The organism is Actibacterium naphthalenivorans (genome assembly GCF_014196965.1).
Classification (GTDB): Bacteria; Pseudomonadota; Alphaproteobacteria; order Rhodobacterales; family Rhodobacteraceae; genus Actibacterium_A; species Actibacterium_A naphthalenivorans.
The window spans coordinates 28,165-43,427 of sequence record NZ_JACIEQ010000002.1; the positions used below are offsets into that span (position 1 = coordinate 28,165).

Below are 15,263 nucleotides of genomic sequence, written 5' to 3' on the forward strand. Positions count from 1 at the left end.
CTTCGGGGTAAGAGGTGCCGGGCAGGCCCCGGTTGGGCGGAGAGAGGCGTATGAGCAACCCCGAAAGTTTCATCGAGGAAGTCACCGAAGAGGTTCGCCGCGAAAGGCTTTTCGGCCTTTTCCGCCGCTATGGCTGGATCGCGGTCGTTGCCGTTCTGCTGCTGGTGGGTGGCACCGCCTATAACGAATGGCAAAAGACCAGGGCGCGGAATTCCGCTCAGGCGCTGGGCGACGGCATCATGGCGGCGCTGGATCAGCCGGGCACCGCCGCGCGGGTTGCCGCGCTGGATGCGGTCGCGGTGACGGGCGATGCCGCCGCGCTGGTGGCCTTGCTGGCCGCGGGCGAGCAGATCGACGCGGGCGAGACCGAGGCCGGGGTGGCCCGGCTTCGGGCGCTGGCAGATGCCACCGATCTTCCGCTGCTCTACCGTCAGCTGGCGACGCTGAAACTGATCCTGGCGCAGGGCACCACGGTTGCGGCCGACGAACGCCGCGCCGCGCTGGAGCCGCTGAGCGCGCCGGGCCAGCCGTTCCGCCCTCTGGCGCTGGAACAGCTGGCGCTGATCGAGGCGGAAACCGGTGCGGCCGATGCCGCGCTTGAACTGCTGCGCGAGGTGCTGAACGATGCCCAGGCAAGCCCGGGCTTGCGCCAGCGGGCCTCTCAGTTGATTGTGGCGCTTGGCGGATCGCTGGGCGACGCCTGACCATTGAACAAGGGCGCAGTGGCGGCGGGCCGGGCATATGCCGGGCAAACGGAGGGGCACGGGGCAATGAAAACAACTTACGCGATCGGCGGTCTTATTCTTCTCGCGGGTCTTGCCGGATGCACCGGCGGTGAAACGATTTTGCAGGGCGAGCGTCTGGGCGTGCGCGAAGCCCTTCTCGGCACCCCCGAGGCGGATGGGGCGGCAGCGGCATCCGCCGAGCTTACGCGCCCGATTTCACTGCCCGCGCAGGTGACCCAGGCAGAGTGGACGCAGACCCGCGGCAACGCCGCCCATAACGCAGGCCACCCCGCGCTTGGCTCTGCGCCGACCTTGCAGTGGAGCGCCGCGATCGGTGCCGGCGAAGACCGCAAACACCGCATCACGGCGGCGCCCGTGGTCGCGGGGGGGCGCGTCTTCACGCTGGACGCGCAAAGCCATGTGATGGCGCATGGCCCCGACGGTGCAACGCTCTGGACGGCCGATCTTACACCGGCGCTGGAACGCAACGAGGATGCCACCGGCGGCGGGCTGGCCTATGGCGACGGGCGGCTGTTCGCCACCACCGGCTTCGGCACGCTGGTGGCGCTCGACCCGGCGACGGGCGCGCCGCTGTGGACACAAAAGACCGACGCCGCCATTTCCGGCGCGCCCACCTATCACGACGGGCTGGTTTATCTGGTGTCGCGCGATAACCGCGCCTGGGCCATCCGCGCCGCCGACGGGCGCGTGCAATGGCAGCTTCCGGGCACGCCGTCGCCCTCTGGTCTGGTCGGGGGGGCCGCCCCGGCCGTCACCGAGCGGCTGGCGGTCTTCCCCTCCGGCTCGGCCGAACTGGTGGCGACACTGCGCAAGAGCGGCCTGCAGGTCTGGGCCTCTTCGATTTCCGGGCAGCGGCGCGGCCGGGTCTATGCCACGGTCACCGATATCAGCGGCGATCCGGTGGTGGACGGTGACGTGATCTATGCCGGCAACCCCTCGGGCCGCACCGTGGCCTTGTCAGCCAACTCGGGCGAGCGGCTGTGGACGGCGGAAGAGGGCACCTACAGCCCCGTCTGGCCCGCCGGCGGCTCTGTCTTTCTGGTCTCCGATCAGGCCCAGCTTGTCCGGCTGGACGCGGCCACAGGCGCGCGGATCTGGGCCGTCGATCTGCCCTATTACACCGCTGACGCTCCGAAAAAGCACAAGTCCGTCTTCGCGCATTTTGGCCCGGTGCTGGCGGGCGGGCGGCTGATCGTGGCCTCGGATGACGGTCTCATCCGGTTCTTCGCGCCGCAGGATGGCGCGCTGCTGGGCCAGCTTGCGCTGCCCGGCGGGGCGGCGGCCGATCCGGTCGTGGCGGGCGGAACGCTCTATGTGGTCACGTCGAACGGGCAACTCCACGCTTTCCGCTGACGCCGGAATGGTGTAGGCGGGCGGCTTGGAATCGTTTCGGAGCTTGATATGAGCTTTACCCTGGCCATTGTGGGCCGCCCGAATGTGGGCAAATCCACGCTGTTCAACCGTTTGGTCGGCAAGCGCCTGGCGCTGGTCGACGATCAGCCTGGCGTCACCCGCGACCTGCGCGAGGGCGAGGCGCGCCTGGCCGACCTGCGGTTCACGGTGATCGACACAGCCGGCCTGGAGGAAGCCACCGACGAAAGCCTTCAGGGCCGGATGCGCAAGCTGACCGAGCGCGCCGTGGAAATGGCCGATATCTGCCTGTTCATGATCGACGCGCGCGCCGGCGTGCTGCCCGCCGACGAGGTCTTCGCCGAGATTCTGCGCAAGAAATCCGCCCATGTGATCCTTGCGGCCAACAAGGCCGAAGGCGCCGCCGCCGATGCTGGCGTGCTGGAGGCCTATGCGCTGGGTCTGGGAGAGCCGATCCGGCTTTCGGCCGAACATGGCGAAGGGATGAACGAGCTCTATGCCGTGCTGGCGCCGCTGGCCGATGAATTCGCCGAACGCGCCGCGGGCGATACCCCCGAAACCGACGTGGATGTCGAAGACGACGATATGGAGGATGGCGCCCGTGTGCCCACCGCCGCGCGGCCGCTGCAGGTGGCCGTGGTGGGCCGCCCGAATGCCGGGAAATCGACGCTGATCAACGCGATCATCGGGGAAGACCGGCTTCTGACCGGACCCGAGGCCGGGATCACCCGTGATGCGATTTCGCTGCGGGCCGAATGGGACGGCACCCCGATCCGCATCTTCGACACGGCCGGAATGCGCAAACGTGCCAAGGTACAGGACAAGCTGGAAAAACTGTCGGTTTCCGACGGGTTGCGCGCGGTGAAATTCGCCGAGGTCGTGGTGGTGCTTCTGGATGTCGACATCCCGTTCGAACAGCAGGACCTGCGCATCGCCGACCTGGCAGAGCGTGAGGGGCGCGCGGTGGTCATCGCCGTCAACAAATGGGATCTCGAGACCGAAAAGCAGGAGAAGCTGAAAGAACTGCGCGAGGAATTCGCGCGGCTTCTGCCACAGCTCAAGGGCGCGCCGCTGGTCACCGTATCGGCCAAGACAGGCCGGGGGCTCGATCGGCTGCACGGCGCGGTGCTGAAGGCGCACGAGGTCTGGAACCGCCGGGTCACCACGGCGCAACTGAACCGCTGGCTGGCCGGAATGCTCGAGGTGCACCCGCCGCCCGCCCCCGGCGGCAAGCGGATCAAGATGCGCTACATGACCCAGGTGAAGACCCGCCCGCCGGGGTTTGTGGTGATGTGCTCACACCCTGAAAAGCTGCCGGAAAGCTATCGCCGGTATCTGGTGAACGGGCTGCGGGAAACATTCGACATGCCCGGCACGCCGATTCGCCTGACGCTCCGGTCTCAGGCCGACAAGAACCCCTACAAGGGCAAGAAAAAGTCGACCCCGTCGCGGCTGCGCAAGCATCTGGATAAGAAACCCCATTCGGAATAGCGCGCCTGCGGCGCAGGATTGCCGCCTCACGTCTTTCCTGCGGAAAGAGGTTCAGGTGCCTCCGGCGGGGATATTTTGCCCAAAGCAATCACAGGGCACAGGCTTGTTCCGTTGCTTTGGGATAAATATCCCGGGGTTTGGGGCAGAGCCCCAATAAGCGGATATCTTGCGCCGCAGGCGCGCGGATGATCTCATACGACGGTCGCCGCGCCTTCGGTGGCCAGCCCCACGTTCTGGCGGAATACCTCGAACAGCTCGCGGCCCAGGCCCTGGCCGTTGGCCGACAGATCGGCGGTGACGGGCGCGCGGATTTCGAAGCCGTCTTCCAACACTTCAAGGGTGCCGGCACCCGCGTCCAGCCGCACAAGATCGCCGTCGCGGAGTTTTGCCAGCGGCCCGCCCATGGCCGCCTCGGGGCAGACATGGATGGCGGCGGGCACCTTGCCGCTTGCGCCCGACATGCGCCCGTCGGTGACCAGCGCCACTTTCAGCCCCCGGTCCTGCAGCACCGCGAGGGTGGGGGTCAGGGAATGCAGTTCGGGCATGCCATTGGCGCGCGGCCCCTGAAACCGCACGATGACGACGGTGTCTTCGGTAAATTCGCCGGCCCGGAATGCGGCTTTCACGTCTTCCTGATCGTGGAAAACGCGGGCCTTGGCCTCGATCACATGCCGTTCGGGAGCCACGGCGGAGGTTTTGATCACCCCGCGCCCGAGGTTGCCCTCCAGGCTTTTCAGCCCGCCCGAGGGTTGGAACGCGTCATGGGCAGGGCGCAGGATCTTGTCGTTCAGGCTCTTGCCCGTGCCATCGTGCCATTCGACATGGTCGCCCTGCAGTTTCGGCTCTTTGGTGTAATGCGCCAGGCCGTCGCCCGCCACTGTGACGGTGTCGGGGTGCAGCAGCCCTGCGTCCAGCAATTCGCCGATCATGAAGCCCAGGCCGCCGGCGGCGTGGAAATGGTTCACATCGGCCAGCCCGTTGGGATAGACCTTGGCCATCAGTGGCGTCACCGCCGAGAGCGCGGCGAAATCGTCGATGTCGAGGATGATCCCGGCGGCGCGGGCCATCGCGGGCAGGTGCAGCACCAGATTGGTGGAGCCGCCCGTGGCCATCAGCCCGACGATGCCGTTCACGAAGGCTTTTTCGTCGAGCACCTGGCTGGCCGGGCGGAAATCGTTGCCAAGCGCGGTGATCGCGATCGCGCGTTCGGCCCCGGCGGCCGTCAGGGCATCGCGCAGCGGCGTGTTCGGGTTCACGAAACTGGCGCCGGGCAGGTGCAGCCCCATGAATTCCATCAGCATCTGGTTGGAATTCGCGGTGCCGTAGAAGGTGCAGGTGCCCGGCCCGTGATAGCTGGCCATTTCGGCCTCCATCAGCTTGTCGCGGCCGATCTCGCCCGCTGCGAATTGCTGGCGTACCTTCGCCTTTTCGTCATTCGGCAGGCCGCTTGTCATCGGGCCGGCGGGCAGGAACACCGCCGGGATATGGCCGAAACTGGCCGCCGCCATTACCAGCCCGGGCACGATCTTGTCGCAGACCCCCAAGAACACGGCCGCGTCGAAGGTGTTGTGCGAAAGCGCCACGCCGGCGGCCAGCGCGATCACGTCGCGCGAGAACAGCGACAGTTCCATCCCCGTCTGCCCCTGGGTGACCCCGTCGCACATCGCCGGCACGCCGCCCGCAACCTGCGCCGTGCCGCCCGCCTTGCGCACCGCGTCCTTGATCAGGGCCGGAAAGGTTTCGAACGGCTGATGCGCCGACAGCATATCGTTATAGGCGGTGACGATACCGAGGTTCGGCGCGCGCGCGTCGGCCAGCGCGGCCTTGTCGTAGCCCATCGCGGCATAGGCATGGGCCTGGTTGCCGCAGGTCAGGTGGCTGCGGGCCGGGCCTGCCGCCACGGCGCGGGCCATCCGTTCCAGATAGGCGGTGCGGGTGGGGCGCGAGCGGGCGATGATCCGGTCGGTAACCTGGGCGACAGTGCTGTTCAGGGTCATCGGGCTTCCTTCTGAATGGCGTGTCTGAGTGCCTGATATACGTGGTAGCGGTAACAAGTCCAGCCTTGGGCGGTATTGGCGGCTTTGTCGCCCGGGCTGCACGGGGCGCCTCAGGTCACATTGGCATAGAAAATGAAGCCGTTGTCGCGATTTGATCAACCGATTGTTTCGGTTTTATGCGGGTGCCCCTGAATCGCAGCTAAGTTTCCTCAATTTGGCCCCAATCCGGGGCGAAAAGCTGCGCCATAGCAAAAGGGCAAGAGCATGCCCGGCAAGCCCGGCCCAGAGTTGCCGATAGGAGAACAAGATGAAACCGACCCGTATGATCATGGCACTGACCGTTGCCCTCGGCCTTTCGGCCTGCGGGTCCGTGGACACGGCGATGCGCAACGCCACGACATCCGCGCCCGGCGTGGAAACCGCGCCGCACGCACAGCCGGCAACGCGGGCCGACATGGTTCTGTCGGTTCAGAGCGAGCCCTACGCAGTGACGCAGATCAACGTGACCGTGCCCGAAACCCTGAAGGTTTCCGAGGCCAACACCTATTTCCCCAATGCCGACATCGTCTGGCGCGAAGATCCCTTCGGCAACCGCCACGAGCAGGTTCAGGCGATCGTGCTCGACGCTGCCACGCGCGGGGCCGCCAGCCATGACAAGGGCCGGCCGGTGATCGTGGACATCCAGATCACGCGTTTTCACGCGCTGACCGAAAAGACCCGCTATACCATCGGCGGCACCCATGACATTCACTTCTACCTGACCGTCCGCGATGCCGCGACCGGCGAGAAGCTCGAGCGGCCGCGCCTGATCGAGACATCGCTGAAAGCCTATGGCGGCGCCCGCGCGCTGGAGGCGATGAGCCGCGGCCAGACGCAGAAGGTGCGGATCAGCGATCATCTGGCCGCGCTGATCGCGCAGGAACTCAACGTCCGCTCGCTGCCCGCGCCGGCCGAGCCGCTGCGCACCTCGGCGCTCAGCGCCAACTGAGACCGCGCCGCCTGGCATGACGGGGGGTGGGCTTCGGGCCTGCCTCCCTTTTCGTTTGCGCGGCTGTTCTGCCTCTTTCCGGCGCCCGCGGAACCGATTAGGAGAGGCGCATGACGCAATCCTCTCTTCCCATCGTGCGGCTTCGCCCCAAGGCCAATGCCCGCGCCATCCGCCACGGGTTTCCCTGGGTCTATGCCAATGAGCTGGTGACCGACCGCCGCACCAAGGCGTTGCCGCCCGGCAGCCTTGCGGTGCTGGAGGATGACACGCGGCAGGCCATGGGGGTGGTCGCGGTCAATAACGGCTCCAAGCTGATTTGCCGGATGCTGGACCCTGATCCGGGTGCCAGGATTGATCAGGCATGGTTCGCCGCTCGACTGAGCCGTGCGCAGCAGATGCGCGAACGCCTGTTCGACGCGCCATATTACCGTCTGATCCATGCCGAGGCGGACGGGTTGCCCGGTGTGGTGATCGACCGGTTCGGCGATGTCGCGGTGATTCAGCCCAACGCGGCCTGGGCCGAGGTGCTGATCGGCCCGCTGGCGGCGGCGCTGGCGGAGGTGACGGGGGTTTCGGCCATCGTCAAGAACGCCACCGGCCGGGCGCGTGGCCTGGAGGGGCTGGGCGAGGAGACCGTTGTGCTGCGCGGCGCGGTGGCGGAGCCGGTGCCGGTGGCGATGAACGGCGCCACCTATATGGCCGATCTTCTGGGCGGGCAGAAAACCGGGCTGTTTTTCGACCAGCGCCCGAACCATGCCTTTGCCGCGCGCCTGGCGCGGGGGGCGCGGGTTCTGGATGTGTTTTCCCATGTCGGGGGCTTTTCGCTGGCCGCGCTTGCGGCGGGCGCCGATCAGGCGCTGGCGGTGGACGGATCCGCCCCGGCGCTGGATCTGGCGCGGCAGGGCGCGGCGCAGATGGGGATGGAGGCGCGGTTCGACACCCGCAAGGGCGACGCGTTCGACGTGATGGCGGGGCTGGCGGAAGAGGGGGCGCAGTTCGATCTGGTGGTCTGCGATCCGCCGGCCTTCGCGCCGTCACGCCAGGCGCTTGACGCCGGGCTGCGTGCCTATGAACGGGTGGCGCGGCTGGCCGCGCCGCTGGTGGCGCCCGGCGGCTATCTGGGGCTTTGTTCCTGTTCGCATGCCGCTGATCTGACGGCGTTTCGCACCGCATCGGCCCGCGGCATCGGGCGCGGCGGGCGGCGGGCGCAGCTGATCCACACCGGGTTTGCCGGGCCGGATCATCCGTTGCTGCCGCAACTGGCCGAGAGCGGCTATCTCAAGGCGCTGTTCTTTCGCCTGGCGCCATGAAGGTTTTGCTGGACGCCTGCGTTCTCTACCCCACCGTCTTGCGGGAGATCCTGCTTGGGGTGGCGCGGCGCGGGCTGTTCACCCCGTTGTGGTCGGAGCGCATTCTGGAGGAATGGGCCCGTGCCGCGCGCAAGATCGGCCCCACCGGCGAGGCGCAGGCGCGGGCGGAAATCGCGCTGCTGCGGCGGCATTGGCCGGAGGCGTCGGTGACGCCCCGTGCCGGAGACGAGGCGCGGCTGTGGCTGCCTGACCCGGCCGATGTGCATGTGCTGGCCGCCGCGATCGCGGGGTCGGCGGATATTCTGCTGACGTTCAACGCCAGCGACTTTCCCCAGCGGAGCATGGCCGAGGAGGGCGTGCAGCGGCAGGGGCCGGATGCGTTTCTTCTGACCCTGTGGCAGGCGGCGCCGGAGGCGGTTCGGGACAGTGTGGAGACGGTGCGGGCAGAGGCGGCGCGCCTGTCGGGCGAGGCGTTCGAGACCCGCGCCCTGTTGAAGCGCGCGCGCCTGCCCCGGCTGGGCAAGGCCTTGGGCCGGTAGCAGATTTCTTGCCTCCGGCGGGGATATTTTCAGAAAGATGAAGGCTCAGGCGGTGGGAATACTGCTCCACCGGGCTTCGAGCGTTTCGATCGCGCGGATGCGTTCGGCGGTTTTCGGATGGCTCATCAGCCATGCGGGTACCGGGGCGCCGCGCGCGGCGGTCAGGCTTTCGAGTTTGCGAAACAGGGTTTTCTGCGGGCCGGTGCCGATGCCGGCCTTGGTCAGCAGGGCCGAGGCATAGGCGTCGGCCTCATATTCATCCTGGCGCGACAGGCGCGCGGCCAGAAGCGAGGTAAGCGTGTTGGCGATGTAGATGCCGAGGCCGGGGATGATGCGCGACAGCATCATGCCCAGAGCGGCGCGCATCGCGTTCTGCCCGGAGAAATCGATCATGCGGCGGCGCGAATGGCCCAGGGCGACATGGCCCATCTCATGCGCGATGACGCTGGCCAGCTCTTCGGCCGTCACCTGGCCGGCGCGGTATTTGTCGTAGAAGCCGCGGGTGATGAAGATGCGCCCGTCGGGGGCGGCCAGCCCGTTGACCGGGTCGATTTCGTAGATATGGACCCGGATGCGCGGCAGATCGAGCGCCCGGGCCATCTGGGCCATCAGGGCGCGCAGCCGTGCATCGGCCAGTTCGCTGGAGCGCGCGTCAAGCTCGCGCGCGGTGCGCCAGACCGAGAAACGGTAGGTCGCGAGCGCGTAGAGCAGGGCCAGCAGGATCGGGGTCAGCTTCAGCATGATAGGGATATGGGGCCGGGCGGGGCCGGGGGCAATTGCCCGCAGCGCCGTGGCTGGGCGGGGCGCGCGATTATTTGCCCAGTTCCTTCATTCCGCGTTCGATCCCTTCCAGCGTCATCGGCACCATGCGCTGCTCGAAGATATCGCGGATCATCTGCACCGACTGGGTGTAGGGCCAGTGCTTTTCGGGCAGCGGGTTCAGCCACAGGTTGGCGGGCCATTTTTCCCGGGCGCGTTGCAGCCAGACCTGGCCGGCCTCGGCGTTCCAGTGTTCATTGGCGCCGCCGGGATGGACGACCTCGTACGGGGACATGGAGGCATCGCCCACGAAAATGCATTTGTAGTCGGGGCCATAGGTGTTCAGCACCTCCCATGTGGGGATCTGCGCATCCCAGCGGCGGCGGTTGTCACGCCAGACGCCTTCGTAGAGGCAATTGTGGAAGTAGTAATATTCCAGATGCTTGAACTCGGCGCGGGCGGCGGAGAACAGCTCTTCCACCATGCGGATATAAGGGTCCATCGAGCCACCGACATCGAGGAACAGCAGCACCTTGACCGCGTTGCGCCGCTCGGGGCGGGTCTGGACGTCGAGATAGCCGTGATCGGCGGTGGCGCGGATGGTGCCGTCGAGATCCAGCTCCTGGTGTGCGCCGTCGCGGGCCCAGCGGCGCAGGCGTTTCAGCGCCACCTTGATGTTGCGGGTGCCCAGTTCGATCGTATCGTCGAGATTGCGGAATTCGCGCTTGTCCCAGACCTTGACCGCGCGCTGGTGGCGGGATTCGTCCTGGCCGATGCGCACGCCTTCGGGGTTGTAGCCATGGGCGCCGAAGGGCGAGGTTCCGGCGGTGCCGATCCATTTGTTGCCGCCCTGGTGCCGGGCCTGCTGTTCGGCCAGCCGCTCTTTGAGGGTTTCCATCAGCTTGTCGAACCCGCCGAGCGCCTCGATCTCGGCCCGTTCCTCGGGGGTGAGGTGCTTCTCGGCCATCTTTTCCAGCCAGTCGGCAGGCAGGTTCACCGCCTCGAGCACATTGTCGAGGCTGATCTGTTCGAGCCCTTCGAAGCTTTTGGCGAAGGCGCGGTCGAACCTGTCGAGGTTGCGCTCGTCCTTCACCATCGCGGTGCGGGCGAGGTAGTAGAAGCCTTCGATGTCATAGGTGACGAGGCCTGCCTTCACCCCTTCCAGAAAGCCCAGATACTCACGCAGGGAAACCGGTATTCCGGCCTCGCGCAGGGTCTGGAAAAACGGAAGGAACATCGCGCCTACACCATACGTTCCAGAATGACGGTCAGGATCATGCCCAGAAGGCCGAAGGCGATGCCGAAGCCCACCGCGTACTGGGCGATGTCGAAGCCGCGCCCCTTGCGCCGGCGGGCCAGAAGCGCGCCCCACAGAACCCCGATGATTACCCCCGCAATCACGATCATGATTGATGTCCTCCCGGGCTGAGCGCGGCAATTTCCAGAAGACGCGCGCGCACTTCCTTGTTCGTGCCGAAGCCATAGCGCGCCCAGCCCAGACTGTCGAGCCGGACCGCCTGCGCCTCGCTGGCGCGGCCCAGAAGATCCAGCGCCTCTGCCTTGATCATCAGCATGGTTGCCAGCAGCGCGGCGTTCTGGGAGGCGACGACGGGCGGCAGGTGGGCGTTGACGATGCTCAGCGCCGCTTCGGGCTGACCGGCCGACAGCGAGAACGCGGCCAGATGCATGCCCACATGCGCCTCCTGTACGGCGGTGACGGGCGAGGCGCCGTAGATATGGCCCGCCTGCAGGAAGGCGGTCAGGGCGGTTTCGGCATCGGTTGCCAGGCTCAGCCGGCCAAGGGCGAACAGGCTGAAGGCGAGGCGGGTATCGTCGGGCCCGAAGCCGCGCGCGATGATGACCGCCTGTTTCGCCGCCGCCAGCCTGCGCGAGCCCGATGTGCCGGGGCCGAGCGCGGTTTCGATGGCGTCGATCCAGGTGCGCGGGGTGGGGGCAAGCCGGACGTCGCGCACATGTTCGCCATGCGGGTTCAGGCGCGCCAGCAGCGCGGGCAGGCGGGCCGCGACCTGTTCCTCGGTCATGCCGTTCTGCAGTTCGGGCGCGTAATAGGCGCGCAGGATCAGCATGTCGAACCCGGTCAGGACGGTGTGGAAGTTATCATCGTTGAAGATGCTGTCGGGCAGGCTGTAGAGATCATTGAGCGGGCCGAGCGCCTGCGCCAGCTCTTCATGCAGACAGTCGCGCACCTCTTGCGGGCTGACGTCCGAGGGCAGGAACACCGCGACGGTTTCGCGTTTCTTCAGCGTAGCCCAATCCACCGCGCGGGTGCGGCGCAGGCGCCGGTACTCGGCCCAGCCCGAGACGCGCGGCACGACGAAACAGGCGGCTTGCGGCACAAGCCGCTGCAGGTCGGCGCGGGGCAGGGTCTCGATCATGATGTTTCCGGGCTGCCCGGGGGCGGTGCGGCGAATGTCGATGCGTGCCTCGCGGCGGAACCGGGCCAGCAGCGCATCGAGATCGTGATCCAGGCCCGGCGGCGCGCCCGGGGCGACGGCAACGGTGACGGGCTCTTCGAACCGGGTCAGGATCGGCACTTCGCGGCCGCTTTCCATGCGGAAGGTCAGGTTCAGGAAATCACGCGCGATGGCCTGGTTCGACCGCGCCGGGGGCGTCACCTGGGGCGCGGCGAAATATTTCATCGGTGGCAGGGCGACGTGGTTGACCCGGCGCTCGGGGACTTCGGTCAGCGGGTTTCCGGCGCACGCACCCAGCACCAGGCAGGCCATAACGGCAAATCGCAACTTCATGGCCTCAACTCCGTGCATACTCGATAAAGGGTGTCAGGGTGCCGATCCTGTCATACAGGCGCCGCGCGGTGGTATTGGTGTCTTGCGTCAGCCAATAGACCGAGGGCGCGCCGGCCGCGTCGGCGGCGGCATAGACCGCCTCGATCAGCGCGCGGCCCACGCCGGTGCCGCGCGCGGCGGGTTCGGCGAAGAGATCCTGCAGATAGCAGGTGTTTTCGATTTTCCAGCAATGCCGGTGAAACAGGAAATGCACCAGCCCCACCGGGCGGCCGCCCCGAACCGCCAGCAGCCCGCTGAAATCCTGTGGATCATCGCCCAGAAGCCGGGCGAAAGTGCTCTGATACACCGGCTTGGCGAGGGTGGTGCCGTAGAACGCCAGATAGGCCCCCCACAGGCGGCGCCAGTCTTCTTCGTCGCCGGCGGTCAGTGGGCGGATGATCAGGTCGGGCACGTCGGGGCGCTCATCTTTCAGTCATTTCAACGCAGGATAGAACCGGCCCACCCTTATTGGAAAGCTGTTGTGTTTCCCGATGGCAGTAAAGCGGCAAATCCATGGCATGTCAGCGCTGCCGCCGGGCCATGAAGGCCAGCCGCTCGAAAAGCTGCACGTCCTGCTCGTTCTTCAGCAGCGCGCCGTAAAGCTTCGGCAGGGCGTTGGTGGCGTCACGCTTGAGGTCTTCGGCGCTCAGATCCTCGGCCAGAAGCAGCTTCAGCCAGTCCAGCACTTCCGAGGTGGAGGGCTTTTTCTTGAGCCCCGGCGTCTCGCGGATCTCGTAGAACTGGGTCAGCGCCGCGGTCAGAAGCTGGGGCTTCAGGCCGGGGTGATGCACATCGACGATCTTCTTCATCACCTCCATGTCCGGGAAGCGGATGTAGTGAAAGAAGCAGCGCCGCAGGAAGGCGTCGGGCAGTTCCTTTTCGTTGTTCGAGGTGATGATCACGATGGGCCGCGTTTCGGCGCGGATCGTCTCGCCGGTTTCGTAGACGTGAAACTCCATCCGGTCGAGTTCCTGCAGCAGGTCATTGGGGAACTCGATGTCGGCCTTGTCGATCTCGTCGATCAGCAGAACGGTCTTGTGCGGCGCGGCAAAGGCCTGCCACAGCTTGCCCTGGCGGATGTAGTTTTTCACGTCATGCACACGCTCGTCGCCAAGCTGGCTGTCGCGCAGCCGGCTGACCGCGTCATACTCATAAAGGCCCTGCGCGGCACGGGTGGTGGATTTGATGTGCCATTCGATCATCGGCAGGTCCAGGCTGGCGGCCACCTGGCGCGCCAGCTCCGTCTTGCCGGTGCCCGGTTCGCCCTTGACCAGCAGCGGACGTTCCAGCGCCACGGCGGCGTTCACCGCCACGGAAAGATCTTCGGTTGCCACGTATGATTCTGTCGATGCAAATTTCATCGGTTTTCCATGCCCCTAGCGCCTCGAATTCAGACAGTCATAGCAAGACTTCAAAAAGCCTTAAAGCCGGACTATAAGCTAGTGACAACCATTCCGCATTCGGATAAAGCCTGCCGCAGGAGAGCCGGGTGACTGACGTTACGACGACATTCGGGCCCGGCGAGCGAGAAGGAGCAGGTATGAAAGCCGAAGTTTTCTTGCCCGAGGATTACCGGCCCGCGGAAGACGAGCCGTTCATGAACGAACGCCAGCTTGAGTATTTTCGCCGCAAGCTGCTGACCCTGAAAGCCGAGTTGATGGACGAAAGCAAGTCCACCATCGAAGGGCTGCAGGACGGCACCAGAAACATCCCAGACATTGCCGACCGGGCCAGCGAAGAAACCGACCGGGCGCTGGAATTGCGGATCCGCGACCGTCAGCGCAAGCTGGTGGCCAAGATCGACGGGGCGCTGCGCCGGATCGAAGAGGGCGAATACGGATATTGCCAGGAAACCGGCGAACCGATCTCTCTCAAGCGGCTGGACGCCCGGCCCACGACCACGCTGAGCCTCGAGGCGCAGGAGCGGCACGAGCGGCGCGAGAAGGTGCACCGCGACGACTGAGTCCCGCGACCGGGACTGAAGGATACACACCGGAAGCAACGCACCGGGGCCCTGCGCCCCGGTGTTGCGTTAAGGAAGGCACGATGCTGATCGGGCGCAGGGTTACCGTGATCGGGGCGGGTATCGGCGGGCTGGCCGCGGCCACCGCGCTGGCCCGGCGCGGCGCGCGGGTCACGGTGCTGGAACAGGCGTCCGCCATTCGCGAAATCGGCGCAGGGCTTCAGATCAGCCCGAACGGCGGGGCGGTTCTGAACGCGCTGGGGCTGGGCGATGCGCTGGGCCGGATCGGGGTGCGGGGGCAGGCGGTCTGTCTGCGGGATTTCCGCGCGGGCCGCAAGGTTCTGGAGCTGGACCTGACCCGCGCCGGGGGCCGCTACCTGTTCGTTCACCGGGCCGATCTTCAATCCATGCTGGCCGATGCCGCGCGCGCGGCCGGGGTCGAGATCCGGCTTCTTCAGAACATCACCGATGTCACGCTGGGCGAAGCCGGCGCAAAACTGACCAATGAGCAGGGCGCGCGCTTTGCCGCTGATGTGGTGATCGGGGCCGATGGGCTGCATTCGGTGTTGCGCGGCGTGCTGAACCCGCCCGCGCCGCCCGCATTCACCGGGCAGGTGGCCTGGCGCGCCACTGTGCCGGCCGAGGGTGCCGCCGCGCCGCGGGTCACCGTTTACATGGGGCCGGGCCGGCACCTTGTCTGCTACCCGCTGCGGGGCGGCACGATGATCAACATCGTCGCCGTCGAGGAACGCCGCGCCTGGGCCGATGAAGGCTGGTCGCACACCGATGATCCGGCGCATCTGCGCGCCGCCTTTGCCGGTTTCGCGCCAGAGGTGCGGACGCTGCTGGCGCGGGTCGATGAGGTGCATCTGTGGGGCCTGTTCCGCCATCCGGTGGCGCGGCACTGGCACAGGGGGCAGGCGGCCGTGCTGGGCGATGCGGCGCATCCGACGCTGCCCTTTCTGGCGCAGGGCGCGAACATGGCGCTGGAGGATGCCTGGGTTCTGGCGGCGGCGCTGGGCGGGCATGACAGTATCGAGGCCGGGCTTGCCGCCTATCAGACCGCCCGGCGCGACCGCTGCGTGCGGATCGTTGACGCCGCGTCGCGCAATGCGCGCAACTATCACCTGCGCTTCGCGCCGCTGCGTCTGGCGGCGCATGGCGCGCTGCGGCTGGGCGGGGCGCTTGCGCCGGCGGCGATGCTGGGCCGGTTCGACTGGCTCTACCGGCATGACGTCACCCGCGCCTTTGCCTGACGGCGCCCCCCTTGTGCGGTGCCCGCGCCGGGCATA

General features: G+C 66.8%; 15 protein-coding genes. 8 read left to right on the forward strand and 7 right to left on the reverse strand.

Translation table 11 applies throughout. The features are described from left to right. Positions 1–50 precede the first annotated feature (50 nt). The 3 genes from GGR17_RS08485 to der all read left to right on the forward strand — a co-directional run bounded on the left by GGR17_RS08485 (position 51) and on the right by der (position 3,608). Complete coding sequence (locus GGR17_RS08485) at positions 51–704, forward strand: tetratricopeptide repeat protein (protein ID WP_054538642.1); 654 nt, start codon at positions 51–53, stop codon at positions 702–704. Positions 705–770: 66 nt separating this feature from the next. Beyond that, a complete protein-coding gene (locus GGR17_RS08490) occupies positions 771–2,099 on the forward strand; it encodes a PQQ-binding-like beta-propeller repeat protein (RefSeq protein WP_054538643.1) in 1,329 nt (442 codons plus the stop codon). A 48-nt stretch (positions 2,100–2,147) separates the two neighbouring features. Next, positions 2,148–3,608, forward strand: coding sequence for a ribosome biogenesis GTPase Der (gene der / locus GGR17_RS08495; RefSeq protein WP_054538644.1), 1,461 nt, complete (start codon positions 2,148–2,150; stop codon positions 3,606–3,608). A 191-nt stretch (positions 3,609–3,799) separates the two neighbouring features. Here the strand turns inward: der and edd are convergent, their stop codons facing one another. Next, positions 3,800–5,605, reverse strand: a complete 1,806-nt coding sequence (gene edd / locus GGR17_RS08500; protein WP_054538645.1) for a phosphogluconate dehydratase — start codon at positions 5,603–5,605, stop codon at positions 3,800–3,802. A 307-nt stretch (positions 5,606–5,912) separates the two neighbouring features. On the opposite strand from edd, the gene GGR17_RS08505 reads away from it, so the two are divergent. The 3 genes from GGR17_RS08505 to GGR17_RS08515 all read left to right on the forward strand — a co-directional run bounded on the left by GGR17_RS08505 (position 5,913) and on the right by GGR17_RS08515 (position 8,442). Further along, on the forward strand, positions 5,913–6,593 hold the full coding sequence (locus GGR17_RS08505; RefSeq protein WP_235974465.1) for a DUF6778 family protein: 681 nt from the start codon (positions 5,913–5,915) through the stop codon (positions 6,591–6,593). Positions 6,594–6,703: 110 nt separating this feature from the next. Then, positions 6,704–7,903, forward strand: coding sequence for an RSP_2647 family RNA methyltransferase (locus tag GGR17_RS08510; RefSeq protein ID WP_054538646.1), 1,200 nt, complete (start codon positions 6,704–6,706; stop codon positions 7,901–7,903). Further along, the gene (locus tag GGR17_RS08515) at positions 7,900–8,442 is read left to right on the forward strand and encodes an RSP_2648 family PIN domain-containing protein (protein WP_054538647.1); all 543 of its coding nucleotides are present in this window, start codon (positions 7,900–7,902) and stop codon (positions 8,440–8,442) included. The genes GGR17_RS08510 and GGR17_RS08515 overlap by 4 nt, the downstream gene beginning before the upstream one ends. 45 nt (positions 8,443–8,487) lie before the next feature. Here GGR17_RS08515 and GGR17_RS08520 read toward each other — a convergent pair whose 3' ends face one another. The 6 genes from GGR17_RS08520 to GGR17_RS08545 form a co-directional block, all read right to left on the reverse strand. Further along, entirely contained in the window at positions 8,488–9,183 is a 696-nt protein-coding gene (locus tag GGR17_RS08520; RefSeq protein WP_054538648.1) for a M48 family metallopeptidase, read from the reverse strand. A gap of 70 nt (positions 9,184–9,253) precedes the next feature. Next, positions 9,254–10,438 (reverse strand): vWA domain-containing protein, encoded by a 1,185-nt coding sequence (locus GGR17_RS08525; protein ID WP_054538649.1) that lies wholly within the window; start codon positions 10,436–10,438, stop codon positions 9,254–9,256. Between the two features lie 5 nt (positions 10,439–10,443). Beyond that, positions 10,444–10,608, reverse strand: coding sequence for a hypothetical protein (locus GGR17_RS08530; RefSeq protein ID WP_173585957.1), 165 nt, complete (start codon positions 10,606–10,608; stop codon positions 10,444–10,446). Then, on the reverse strand, positions 10,605–11,969 hold the full coding sequence (locus GGR17_RS08535; protein WP_157445545.1) for a DUF2927 domain-containing protein: 1,365 nt from the start codon (positions 11,967–11,969) through the stop codon (positions 10,605–10,607). Before GGR17_RS08535 ends, GGR17_RS08530 begins: the two co-directional genes overlap by 4 nt. Positions 11,970–11,973: 4 nt before the next feature. Further along, positions 11,974–12,420, reverse strand: coding sequence for a GNAT family N-acetyltransferase (locus tag GGR17_RS08540; protein WP_054538650.1), 447 nt, complete (start codon positions 12,418–12,420; stop codon positions 11,974–11,976). Between the two features lie 109 nt (positions 12,421–12,529). After that, complete coding sequence (locus GGR17_RS08545; protein ID WP_037205533.1) at positions 12,530–13,369, reverse strand: AAA family ATPase; 840 nt, start codon at positions 13,367–13,369, stop codon at positions 12,530–12,532. 179 nt (positions 13,370–13,548) lie between these two features. Between GGR17_RS08545 and dksA the strand changes: the two genes are divergently transcribed. Together dksA and GGR17_RS08555 are read left to right on the forward strand one after the other, a co-directional pair. Next, positions 13,549–13,971 carry an RNA polymerase-binding protein DksA gene (gene dksA / locus GGR17_RS08550; RefSeq protein WP_037205536.1) on the forward strand — a complete coding sequence of 141 codons (423 nt, stop codon included), beginning with the start codon at positions 13,549–13,551 and terminating at the stop codon, positions 13,969–13,971. Positions 13,972–14,054: 83 nt separating this feature from the next. Continuing rightward, positions 14,055–15,227, forward strand: a complete 1,173-nt coding sequence (locus GGR17_RS08555; protein WP_054538651.1) for an FAD-dependent monooxygenase — start codon at positions 14,055–14,057, stop codon at positions 15,225–15,227. Positions 15,228–15,263 lie beyond the last annotated feature (36 nt).

Excerpts from the sequence above, each read along its gene's own strand:
- GGR17_RS08485 (WP_054538642.1), top strand. The coding sequence starts at position 51 with ATGAGCAACCCCGAAAGTTTCATCGAGGAAGTCACCGAAGAGGTTCGC.
- GGR17_RS08490 (WP_054538643.1), top strand. The coding sequence starts at position 771 with ATGAAAACAACTTACGCGATCGGCGGTCTTATTCTTCTCGCGGGTCTT.
- der (WP_054538644.1), top strand. The coding sequence starts at position 2,148 with ATGAGCTTTACCCTGGCCATTGTGGGCCGCCCGAATGTGGGCAAATCC.
- edd (WP_054538645.1), bottom strand. The coding sequence starts at position 5,605 with ATGACCCTGAACAGCACTGTCGCCCAGGTTACCGACCGGATCATCGCC.
- GGR17_RS08505 (WP_235974465.1), top strand. The coding sequence starts at position 5,913 with ATGAAACCGACCCGTATGATCATGGCACTGACCGTTGCCCTCGGCCTT.
- GGR17_RS08510 (WP_054538646.1), top strand. The coding sequence starts at position 6,704 with ATGACGCAATCCTCTCTTCCCATCGTGCGGCTTCGCCCCAAGGCCAAT.
- GGR17_RS08515 (WP_054538647.1), top strand. The coding sequence starts at position 7,900 with ATGAAGGTTTTGCTGGACGCCTGCGTTCTCTACCCCACCGTCTTGCGG.
- GGR17_RS08520 (WP_054538648.1), bottom strand. The coding sequence starts at position 9,183 with ATGCTGAAGCTGACCCCGATCCTGCTGGCCCTGCTCTACGCGCTCGCG.
- GGR17_RS08525 (WP_054538649.1), bottom strand. The coding sequence starts at position 10,438 with ATGTTCCTTCCGTTTTTCCAGACCCTGCGCGAGGCCGGAATACCGGTT.
- GGR17_RS08530 (WP_173585957.1), bottom strand. The coding sequence starts at position 10,608 with ATGATCGTGATTGCGGGGGTAATCATCGGGGTTCTGTGGGGCGCGCTT.
- GGR17_RS08535 (WP_157445545.1), bottom strand. The coding sequence starts at position 11,969 with ATGAAGTTGCGATTTGCCGTTATGGCCTGCCTGGTGCTGGGTGCGTGC.
- GGR17_RS08545 (WP_037205533.1), bottom strand. The coding sequence starts at position 13,369 with ATGAAATTTGCATCGACAGAATCATACGTGGCAACCGAAGATCTTTCC.
- dksA (WP_037205536.1), top strand. The coding sequence starts at position 13,549 with ATGAAAGCCGAAGTTTTCTTGCCCGAGGATTACCGGCCCGCGGAAGAC.
- GGR17_RS08555 (WP_054538651.1), top strand. The coding sequence starts at position 14,055 with ATGCTGATCGGGCGCAGGGTTACCGTGATCGGGGCGGGTATCGGCGGG.